The sequence below is a fragment of the Stenotrophomonas sp. FW305-3-2-15-E-LB1 genome (assembly GCF_058787375.1).
Genome location: NZ_JBYSZR010000052.1, coordinates 1 through 9,929 on the forward strand (window position 1 = coordinate 1; position 9,929 = coordinate 9,929).

Below are 9,929 nucleotides of genomic sequence, written 5' to 3' on the forward strand. Positions count from 1 at the left end.
TCGACCCAGCCATGTTGAAAGTGGGTCAAGCCTGCTTCCAGCAGGCTTGACCACGAACATAGGATCTCGGCTCTACTGAAAGCGTGAGCGCCGCTGCGAGAAAAAAGAACGCCGGGCGGGGCCCGGCGTTACCGATGCGTCATCACCGCAATCGGCTACAACATGTACGGCACCTTGAACGACAGGGTGAAGTCCGGTGCATCCGGGGTCAGGCCGATGCCCAGCAGCGTCACCATCGTCGCGTGCTGGTTCAGCGCATACGTCACGCCCAGGTTCAACGACGCTGCATTGGCATCGCTGCCGATCACCTTCACCCACTGCCCGCCCTGGAACCGCGTCGACGCGCGTGCGCTGATCTTGTCGCTGAAGGAAATGCTCAGGCTCGTGCGCTCGTTGAAGGCAAAGGCCACGCCGGCACCGAAGTACACCGACCCGCCCAGCTTCACGTCGCCGGGATTCACGGTGTCCGGGTTGCTGTCGATATCGTCGAAGCCGCGCGGGAAGGAATGGATGTAACCGGCATTGGCGAACAGGATCGCCGGGTCGGCGGTCTTCACCATCGACACGCCCAGGTTGGCCTGCCACACGCCGTTGCCGGTCGGCTGTTCGCGCGGCACCGCGAAGCGGATGTAGTCATCGTCATCGCGCTCGATCACCTTCCAGTCCAGGCCATAGGGCGCGCGGCCGGTGGGTGCGGTGACGCCGCCGGTCAGCACCGTTTCCGGGCGCCAGCCGCGCTCGCCGAACAGGCGGTAGTTGGCGCTTGCGCTGATATCGCCCAGGCCGTTGCCGTTGGTTTCTTCCTGCGCGATGGCCGCCGCCGCCCCCCCCGCACCGCCCTTCTGGTACACGGTGCGCCGTGCCAGGTAGGGCACGTCCATGTTCAACGTCAGGTTCGGGCTGACACCCCAACGCGCGGCCAGGTTGTAGGTCAGCGAGTCGGATTCGACGTTCTCGATGGCGATGTTGCCGAGGAAGATCGCATCCAGCGCCAGGAAGCCGTTGAGGGTGAGCTGCTTGCGGTCGTAGCGCGCGTAGGTGAGGCTGTTTTCCAGGGTGAACCTGCGCGAGAACAGCGCCGCCTGCTGCTGTTTCACGTCATCCACGCTGCGCCGCGCCTCCTGCTTGGCCTGCTGGGCCTCGGCCGCGGTGCTGGCATACCCCTCGCTGCTGGGTGGCGCTGCGGCTGCGGCCGCCGGGGCGAGGGGTGCTGCCGGGGTCGTGGCGCCGCCGGCACGTCCGCTCAGGCGGGCCTGCATGGCCTGCACCTGCATGTCCAGCTCGCGCAGGCGGCGCACTTCCTGTGCGTAGTTGGCTTTGAGCTGTTCCAGCTGGGAAATCAGTGCCTGTACGTCGGCACCGTCCTTGGCCTCCGTCGCCGGTTCCTGGGCGAAGGCATTGGCCGCCAGCGCCGCCAGCGCCAGCGGGGTAAGCCGCAAATAAGTGTGCATGTCGTTGGCCTGCGTTGTCCGTCCTTCCCCCTTGACCAGGCCGTGTTACTGGCCCGGGCCCATGCCGCGGTTCAGCGCGATCGCCTGGGCCACGTTCTGGCTCAACGGCTGGTTGCTGGCCACGGTGTTGCGCACCAGCTCAAGCTGCAGCCGGTTGCTTGCCACTTGGCCATCACCGGACAGGGCGATGCCCTGGCCGACGCTGCCATTGCGGATCCACTGCTGGACCAGGCCCTGGCCGTCGATCTGCAGCATCAGGCGCGCCTGGTTGCCATCGAGCACCGCCGTGGCGCTGGCCCCGCCCTGCTGCATCTGCGCGATGCGGGTGCCGTCGTCGCTGGTGGTCGGCACTGCGCCGTCACGAACGGTCAGGGTGGTCACGTTGCGTGCGGTGTTGCCATCGCCAGCCACCTGCACCGCCTGCACCAGGCCGGTGGCGTTGGCCAGGCCGCTGCTGTCGATGCTGCGGCTGTCCGTGGTGGGCAGCGGGGCATCGGCGTTGGTGACCTGCACGTGCGGCTGGAACGTCAGCCGTGGCGTACCGCCCTGGCGGAAGTCCATGCCCAGCGTCAGCGCGCCCTGCACGCTGCTGCCGTTGGGGCCCTGCCACTGCGAGATCATCGTCACCCCGAACCAGGCGACGTTGTTGCCGCCTACGGTGTAGCGGCCACGCATCAGGTTCAGTTCGGGATCGGGTATTTCCTTCAGGCCACGTCCTGGTGCGCCTTCAGCGGCCCAGGCGGGCAGCACCGGCAACAGCAGCAGCGTGGCGATCAACAGACGTTGGCACAGCATGATCGAGCCTCCTTCAGAACAGGTCGGCATGGCTGAAGCCGAAATCGACCAGTTCGGCATCGGTGATCGGGCCCTGCCGCGCGTACAACGCACGCGCACTGGGCCGCTCGCTGGGTTGCAGAAGAACGGTGTTGCGATCGAAGTCGCTGCCGATCACGACGAAAACAGCACGCGACGGCCACGCTTCGTTGAATTCAGCCAGTGACAGGCTGCGGTTGCCGAGGATCGGATCGGCCACCTCGACGATGCCGCCACGGACCTGCTTGAGCACCACGAAATGGCGGAACCCGCGCACGTCCATCAGGACCAGGCCGGGCACGCGCAACGTGCGCAGCCGGTTCTCGTCGATGCGGTAGCCACGCCCGCGCATGCCCAGTGATTCGACATAGCGCTTGATGTCCAGCAGCGAGAAACCGCGTTCCTTCACCAGCTGCGGATCGGACACGCCCATCATCCCTTCGATCACCGTCGCTTCGGTGGTGTCCAGGTGGTAGGCGTAGCGCAGGATGGTGGCCAGTGCGGCCGCGCCACAGCTGTAATCGGTGTGTTGCCGCACCAGGTTGCGGTAGCGCCGCTCCTGCATGCTTTCCACCTTCTGCTGCATCAGCGCGCCATTGGGCAGTACGCCCGTGAACGCGATATCGCCTGCCCACGCATGGGCGCTGCCCAGCAACAGCAGGCAGGACAACAGGCGGATCCAGCAGCGGTGTGCGGCCATGGTGCCCTCCAGCGGAAGGAAGGAGCCCCTGCCCCAAGGGGGAGGAGGAGCAGGGGCTCCCGGGGGAACCCGGCCATTGGCGGATGGCCGGGCTTGTTGCACTCAACGCAGCTTCGCTGCGAAAGCGGTCACGCCAGGAGTTACTCGCCGCCGCCGGTGCCGCCACCGGTGCTCGGCTGTGCCACGGCCAGGGCCAGGCTGTTGGCCTGCAGGTTGCCGGTGCCCGAGGCGACGTTCACGCCGATGTTGCCGGAGGCGCCCGAGAACGCACTGCCCGACAGCGCCGCGGTGTTGGTCGCATTCACGTTCACCCAGCGGGTGGTCGTGACGGTGCCGCTCAGGCTGGCGTACAGGTCGGCGATGCCCAGCTCGACGAACTGGCTGGTGCCGCTTTCACGCGTATCGAAGCCCAGGCCACCGACGCCCGGACGGCCCGGGTTCGGCGTGGCGTTCTGGATCTCGTTGTCCAGATCGATGTGGCCGGTGGCGTTGCCACCCGGGTGCGGCAGATCGCCACTCCAGGTATCCAGATAGTAGTTGGCCATCTGGTAGGCATTGCCGGTGCCGCGGTAGGTGCCCGCGCCATAGGCCAGGGTCAGGCCGCCCACCCCACCGCTCATGCCCACTTCCACGGTGTCGGTGTAGGACTGCACGAAGCCCGCATTGCTCACGGCGTTGCCGCTGGAGACCTGGTTGGAGCTGATGCTGGACTGGGCCATCGCACTGGTGGCCACCGAAGCAGCGAGCGCGTTCTTCTGCTCGTTGTTGTTGCCCGAAGCGATGTTCACGCCGATGTTGCCCGACGCGCCGCTGAAGGCATTGCCACCGAGGCCGGCGGCGTTGGTGACGCCGTAGTTGACGGTGGTGTTGCCCATGCCGGACTGGTTGACGAACACTTCGGCGTCGGCCATGCCGAAGCTGAAGGATGCATCAGCCGCCGACAGCGAAGCGGCGTTGTCCTGCGCGTTGTTGTCACCGGCAGCGACGTTGAAGCCGAGGTTGCCGGATGCACCGGAACCGACGTCATCGGCGATCGAGGCGCTGTTGGTGAGCAGGCTGTTGCCGGCGGTGTTGTGGCTGATCGACTGGCGGTTGTCGATGACCGCGATGGCGGCCGAATCCAGGTCGATGTTGCCGGTGATGGTCGGATCGCCGGAGAAGTTCACGTCACTGCTCAGGCGCAGGTCCTTTTCCAGGTTCACGTCGACGCCGTGGTTGTTCTTTTCCTTGCGCTCGTCGGCCTGGATGTTGCTGTTCTTCTGTACCTGCTCGTTGACCATGCGGTTGCGGGTCACGGTGGAGCTGTCGGTGTTGTTGCGCACCGTGGTGCTGGTACGGGTCCAGTTGCGGACCTCGTTGTCGGTGTGGTTGTGGGTGTCGTTGCGGGTCTCGGTCACGACATGGTTGTGGTTGATGTTCGCGTTGGCGTTCTGGTTGTCCCAGCCATTGGCCGCGGCAGCGGTCGAGGCAGAAGCAATTGCCATGGCGAGCAGAGACTGCTTGATGGTCGCTTTCATGGTGCCCTCTCTCATCAGTGATACATCGGGTGGTGGGTACTGCTCACGGGTTGCCCTGGACGACCAGGCCAAGCACGTTGGCCGTGTCGTTGCGGGCTCCCGCGATCTGATTGAGTTGCAGGACACCGTCGAAGCCCCGCAGTGCCGACGCGGAAACGCCGACACTACGGATACCCGCCGCAACACCGTCACCGGTATCGCCCTGCCCCCCTGCTGACGCGATGTCCGACGCCGCCAAAGCCGCGTCGTCGGTCTCGCGTATCCCTTGCCGGGCCAGCGTCGCGCTGACGACGTTGAGCGTCGTGTTGGCGATGCCGCTGGTCTGGTTGATCGATGCGATGCCACTGGCGCCTTCCAGCGCCTGGCCTTCGATATGTGCGCTGGCCTGCAGCGGCCCGGACAGCACCACGTCGGCATGGCGCTGCTGGCGTGCGGCGATGGCGACGTTGGCCTGGTCGCCGGTTGCCATGCCCTGCAGGTTGGCCTGGATGTTCAGGTCGCCGCTGGCCTGGTTGACCATGATGGCGCCGCTGGCACCGGCCAGCGCGCGGTCGCCGATGCGGGCCACGTCCAGGTAGGACAGCATGCCGCTGTAATCATCGGCCCAGGCCAGGGCCGGCGCAGCCGCCAGCACCAGCAGCAGCGCGCCACGTGCCGCGCGCTTCACTTGCCACCGCCCTGCGGCGCAGCCGCACCGAGCGGGAACTGCGCCAGCGCGCCGCGTACGGTGTCGCCGATGCCGCGGGTGGTATTGCCGACCGCACCCAGCGGGCCGCTCATCGCGCCGCCCAGGGCATTGCCGCCGAGCGCGCCGTCGCTGGAACGGCCCAGGGTGCCGCCGAGTGCCTGGTGGGTCACCCGCTCCACGGTGGTGCCGCCGGGCGCGGCCAGGTGGCCGGTCTGGCCCGCGCCGAGCCCGGCATAGTCGTCATCGCTCAGTTCGTCCATGCCGCTGGAGCCGCCGCCGCTGCCGAGTGCGGTGGCGATCTCATGCTGCGGTTTGGGATCGGCGATCAACGCCATGCCGGGCGGCGCCATGCGATAGGCCGGACGTGCAGCCACATCCCGCAGCAGGACGATTTCGCCCGGCTGCGGCTTCACACCCTGGCGTGCACCGGAGGCGGCGGCCGCCAGCGGGCAGGCCAGGGCCAGCAGCAGCGCCAGCTGCCGGACCGAGGAACCGAGATGGGTGGTGCTGCTGTCCATGCCGCTCTCCCGTTGCGTATGCGCAGGGACAGAGCAGCTTCCGTGCCAACTTCCAAACGCCTTGGTAGCAAGCGGTTCAGCCAGTTGCAGGGCGGTGGATTGCCAGCAGGGTGTTACAGAGTCGTTCGGATTTCGTTTGCCTTAACGTGCAGGAAACAACGCTGCACAAGGCCCGGCGGGGGCTGTATCAGCGGTGTTACAGGTGCTGATACAGCCCGTTGCAGTGCCGCTTCAGCTACGCGGCGGCGTCGGGTCGGGATCGTCCAGGCCGACATTGGTTGACGGGTTGTCGTACACCGTCTGGTCGAGCAGGCCGGTTTCCTTGGCCACCAGCACCGGCACCAGCATCTGGCCGGTCACGTTCGTCATCGTGCGCATCATGTCCAGGATGCGGTCGATCGCGTACAGGTAGCCGATGGTTTCCAGCGGCAGGTTGGCCGCACTCAGCACCACGGTGGCCATGATGACCGCCGTACCCGGTACGCCAGCGGTGCCGAAGCTGCCCAGCACCGAAGCGATCAGCACCACCACGTACTGCTCGGGCGTCAGCGGCACGCCGCTGTACTGGGCAATGAACACCGCGCACAGCGCCGGGTAGATCGCACCACAGCCGTCCATCTTGATGCTCGCACCCAGCGGCACGGCGAACGAACCGTAATCCTTGTTCACGCCCAGGTTGTGGGTGATCGAACGCAATGCCACCGGCATTGCGGCGAAGCTGGACGAGCTGACGAACGCCACCTGCATGCCCGGCGCCGCACCGCGGAAGAACTTCAGCGGATTCAGCCCGTGCGACAGCAGCAACGCGCTGTAGACCACCACGATGTGCAGCGCACAGGCCACGTACAGCGCCAGCACGAAGTGGCCCAGCGGCAGCAGCTTCTCGAAGCCGTAGCTGCCGACCAGGCCGGCGATCAGGCCGAACGTACCGATCGGGGTGACTTCCAGCACGAAGCGGGTCACCTGGATCATGATGTCGCTCATCTGCCCGACCAGCTTGCGCGCTTCGGTCACCTTCTCGCCGAGCTTGACGATGGCGAAGCCGACCAGGCCGGCGAAGAAGATCACCGGCAGGATCGAACCGCGGCCGGCGGCCAGCACGGTTTCGCCTGCAGCATTGACCTTGGTGCCGATGCCCGACAGCGCGTAGAACACGTTGGACGGCACCACGTCCAGCAGCACCTGCACCACGCTGGGCACTTCGCGCGGCACGTAGTTGTTGGCCATCGACAGCTGCAGGCCACCGGCACCGGGCTGCAGCACGGTGCCCACGCCCAGGCCCATGCACACCGCCAGCGCGGCGGTGATGATGAACCACAGGAAGGTGCGGCCACTGAGCGCGGCGACCGACTTCTGGCCGTGCAGCGAAGAGATGGCGTTGATGACCGCGAAGAACACCAGCGGTACCGCGATCATCTTGATGAGGGTGACGTACAGTTCGCCGAGCGGGCCGAACCAGGTTTCAGCGGCCGGGCCAAGCGCCCAGCCCGCCAGCGCGCCGAGCACGAAGCCACCGACCACGCGCTGCCAGAATGGAATCCGCAGCCAGGCAGAGACCAGCTTCATAGGCAATCCAGGGGGGAAGGAAGGGATGCTGGCACGATAGCCCAAGCGGGCGGGCGGTACGACCGCCCCACCGGCAAACAGTGTGTCATCGGCGTGCATTGCAGGGTTGGGCATAATGAACGCCCCGTTACACTTTGTGAGATCCCAGCGTCCATGCGTCGTTCCGTCTCCCTGTTGGCCGCCTGCGCCACCACCCTGCTGCTGGGCGCCTGCGCCAGCACCACCCCCGCCTCCGCCCCGGCCGGCCTGAAGGTCGCCGTTGATCCCGTCGCCCACCCGGCCGGCGAGACCCCGCAGTGGTGGTACCGCAGCGGCGCCGCCCAGGCGGCAGCCAATGGCGCGATGTCCGGCAAGGCCAAGAACGTCATCCTGTTCCTGGGTGACGGCATGAGCCTGACCACCGTCGCCGCCTCGCGCATCTACGAAGGCCAGCAGAAGGGCGGTTCGGGCGAAGAGAACCTGCTGTCCTGGGAGCGCTTCCCGGCCACGGCGTTCAGCAAGACGTACAACACCGATTCACAGACGCCGGATTCGGCCGGCACCATGACCGCCATCACCACCGGCGTGAAGACCCACATGGGCGCGATCGGCGTCAGCGCCGGCAGCCGCAGCGACTGCGCCGACAGCCTGTCCAAGGGCCTGCTGACCTGGCTGCAGCTGGCCGACAGCGCCGGCCTGGCCACCGGCATCGTCTCCACCGCGCGCCTGACCCATGCCACCCCGGCGGCAACCTACGCGCACTCGCCCGAGCGCAACTGGGAAAACGACACCGACCTGACCGATGCGGCCAAGGCCGCCGGCTGCAAGGACATCGCCCAGCAGCTGCTGTCGACCTCGCGCTACGGCCGTGGCCCGCTGGTCGCCCTCGGCGGTGGCCGTGGCGAATTCACCACCGTGGAAGAGCGCGACCCCGAGTACGACGACAAGGTCGGCCAGCGCCTGGACGGCCGCAGCCTGGTGCAGGAATGGCAGCAGTCGCACCCGCAGGGTGCCTACGTCTGGAACAGCAGCCAGCTGGCAGCCGCGGCCACCGCGCCGGCGATCCTCGGCCTGTTCGAGCCGGACCACATGCGTTACGAGTACGAGCGCCCGCAGGACCCGGCCGGTGAGCCGAGCCTGGCCGAGCTGACCGCTGCCGCGATCAAGAACCTGTCGCAGCACCAGGAAGGCTACGTGCTGATGATCGAAGGCGCGCGCATCGACCACGCCAACCACAGCGGCAACGCCTACCGTGCCCTCACCGAGACCGTGGCGCTGTCCGACGCGGTGCGCGTGGCCAACGAACTGACCTCGGCCGACGACACCCTGATCATCGTCACCGCCGACCACTCGCACACCCTCAACTTCGTCGGCTACCCGGCGCGTGGCAACCCGATCCTGGGCAAGGTGAAGGACAAGGGCGGCGAAGACGGTGCCGGCAAGCTGGACTACGCACTGGACGGCAACGGCCAGCCGTACACCACCCTGAGCTACGCCAACGGCCCGGGCCACACCGGCGCGACCAACCAGCAGCCGGCCGGCCCGAAGGTCTACCCGCACAACCCGAGCAGCTTCGAGCAGGCCAACGGCCGCCCGAACCTGCACGACGTGGACACGACGCACCCGGATTACATGCAGGAAGCACTGGTTCCGATGAAGTCCGAATCGCACGGTGGCGAAGACGTGGGCATCTGGGCACGTGGCCCGGGCAGCAAGGCCATCCGTGGCACGCTGGAGCAGAACGCGATTTACCACATGATCGTGCAGGCCACCCCGGCCCTGCGCGAGCGCCTGTGCCAGGCCGGCACCTGCGATGACAAGGGCGTGCCGGTGCAGCTGCCGGCGCCGACCGCGTTCGAACGCAAGGGTGAGGCGCAGTGACGGCGTGGCCTTCGCGACCACTGCCTGCCGGCGGCCGCCTCGTGCGGTCGCTGGTGCTGTGCGGCCTGATGGCCAGCGGCGCGGCGCTGGCACAGGCACCGGACTGCAAGCTGCTGACCGATGAGCACGGCCTGCGGGCCCTGCCCGGCTGCGAAGTGGTCGGGCACATGCTGAAGATCAGTGCAGCGGCGCTGAAAGACCTGGATTACGACGACCACGGGCTGGCGGTGGTGTATGCCGAGCAGGGCTTCCACTACATGGACCGCACGGGCCGCAGCCTGCCGGTGCTGACCTGGGACAACGGCCCGGACACGCCGCAGGAAGGCCTGCTGCGCGGGCGCGTGGGCGATCGCGTGGGCTATTTCGACCTGCAGTTCCGCCAGGTGATTCCGGCGCTGTTCGATTTCGCGTGGCCGTTCAAGGACGGCGTGGCGGAGGTCTGCAACGGGTGCCGGCGTGGGACGCCGGATGGCGATGGGCATACGCCGATGGAAGGCGGCGAATGGTTCCGCATCGACCGCTCGGGCCGCCGGGTGAAGTAGGTTTTTCGGCAGGGCTGCGCCCTGCACCTGCTCAAGGCAACGTCAACGTCAAAGGCAACAGCGGGCTATCCGTGGGTTGGCGGGGCGGTGTCGGATTGCGGGGACGCCGCAAGTACGTCCGTGTAGGCTTGGCCGCGGCATCCATGCCGCGGACACCCCGCAATCCGACACCGCCCCACCTTCGACAGGTTCACGCGGCTGTTGGTGGGTGCCGACCGTTGGTCGGCACATCTGTCAGATATCGAATGAATTCATCCACGCATGGCGTGGATCT

Annotated in this window: 9 protein-coding genes; 2 read left to right on the top strand and 7 right to left on the bottom strand. The window is 67.1% G+C overall.

Annotated elements, in window-relative coordinates:
- Nucleotides 1-155: 155 nt before the first annotated feature.
- From AC3WL7_RS21090 to AC3WL7_RS21120, 7 genes are all read right to left on the bottom strand, one after another.
- On the bottom strand, nucleotides 156-1,451 hold the full coding sequence (locus AC3WL7_RS21090; protein ID WP_492752981.1) for a transporter: 1,296 nt from the start codon (nucleotides 1,449-1,451) through the stop codon (nucleotides 156-158).
- Nucleotides 1,452-1,496: 45 nt separating this feature from the next.
- Nucleotides 1,497-2,246 (bottom strand): hypothetical protein, encoded by a 750-nt coding sequence (locus AC3WL7_RS21095; protein ID WP_283221943.1) that lies wholly within the window; start codon nucleotides 2,244-2,246, stop codon nucleotides 1,497-1,499.
- Between the two features lie 13 nt (nucleotides 2,247-2,259).
- On the bottom strand, nucleotides 2,260-2,964 hold the full coding sequence (locus AC3WL7_RS21100) for a C39 family peptidase (protein ID WP_079222667.1): 705 nt from the start codon (nucleotides 2,962-2,964) through the stop codon (nucleotides 2,260-2,262).
- A gap of 140 nt (nucleotides 2,965-3,104) precedes the next feature.
- Nucleotides 3,105-4,481, bottom strand: a complete 1,377-nt coding sequence (locus AC3WL7_RS21105; protein ID WP_200732302.1) for a FapB/FapC family functional amyloid domain-containing protein — start codon at nucleotides 4,479-4,481, stop codon at nucleotides 3,105-3,107.
- A 43-nt stretch (nucleotides 4,482-4,524) separates the two neighbouring features.
- Complete coding sequence (locus tag AC3WL7_RS21110; protein WP_079222669.1) at nucleotides 4,525-5,148, bottom strand: FapB/FapC family functional amyloid domain-containing protein; 624 nt, start codon at nucleotides 5,146-5,148, stop codon at nucleotides 4,525-4,527.
- Nucleotides 5,145-5,687, bottom strand: a complete 543-nt coding sequence (locus AC3WL7_RS21115) for a FapA family amyloid fibril periplasmic chaperone (RefSeq protein ID WP_079222670.1) — start codon at nucleotides 5,685-5,687, stop codon at nucleotides 5,145-5,147. Before AC3WL7_RS21115 ends, AC3WL7_RS21110 begins: the two co-directional genes overlap by 4 nt.
- 231 nt (nucleotides 5,688-5,918) lie before the next feature.
- Nucleotides 5,919-7,253: a dicarboxylate/amino acid:cation symporter gene (locus AC3WL7_RS21120; protein ID WP_492752984.1), complete on the bottom strand. Its 1,335-nt coding sequence runs from the start codon at nucleotides 7,251-7,253 to the stop codon at nucleotides 5,919-5,921.
- Between the two features lie 153 nt (nucleotides 7,254-7,406).
- Here AC3WL7_RS21120 and AC3WL7_RS21125 point away from each other — a divergent pair, with 153 nt between their 5' ends.
- Both AC3WL7_RS21125 and AC3WL7_RS21130 read left to right on the top strand, forming a co-directional pair.
- Nucleotides 7,407-9,113: an alkaline phosphatase gene (locus tag AC3WL7_RS21125; RefSeq protein WP_108747122.1), complete on the top strand. Its 1,707-nt coding sequence runs from the start codon at nucleotides 7,407-7,409 to the stop codon at nucleotides 9,111-9,113.
- Between the two features lie 68 nt (nucleotides 9,114-9,181).
- Complete coding sequence (locus AC3WL7_RS21130; protein WP_492752985.1) at nucleotides 9,182-9,655, top strand: WG repeat-containing protein; 474 nt, start codon at nucleotides 9,182-9,184, stop codon at nucleotides 9,653-9,655.
- Nucleotides 9,656-9,929 lie beyond the last annotated feature (274 nt).

Bases quoted from the DNA above. Each gene is read 5' to 3' on its own strand.
- AC3WL7_RS21090 (WP_492752981.1), bottom strand. From the start codon at position 1,451: ATGCACACTTATTTGCGGCTTACCCCGCTGGCGCTGGCGGCGCTGGCG.
- AC3WL7_RS21095 (WP_283221943.1), bottom strand. From the start codon at position 2,246: ATGCTGTGCCAACGTCTGTTGATCGCCACGCTGCTGCTGTTGCCGGTG.
- AC3WL7_RS21100 (WP_079222667.1), bottom strand. From the start codon at position 2,964: ATGGCCGCACACCGCTGCTGGATCCGCCTGTTGTCCTGCCTGCTGTTG.
- AC3WL7_RS21105 (WP_200732302.1), bottom strand. From the start codon at position 4,481: ATGAAAGCGACCATCAAGCAGTCTCTGCTCGCCATGGCAATTGCTTCT.
- AC3WL7_RS21115 (WP_079222670.1), bottom strand. From the start codon at position 5,687: ATGGACAGCAGCACCACCCATCTCGGTTCCTCGGTCCGGCAGCTGGCG.
- AC3WL7_RS21120 (WP_492752984.1), bottom strand. From the start codon at position 7,253: ATGAAGCTGGTCTCTGCCTGGCTGCGGATTCCATTCTGGCAGCGCGTG.
- AC3WL7_RS21125 (WP_108747122.1), top strand. From the start codon at position 7,407: ATGCGTCGTTCCGTCTCCCTGTTGGCCGCCTGCGCCACCACCCTGCTG.
- AC3WL7_RS21130 (WP_492752985.1), top strand. From the start codon at position 9,182: ATGGCCAGCGGCGCGGCGCTGGCACAGGCACCGGACTGCAAGCTGCTG.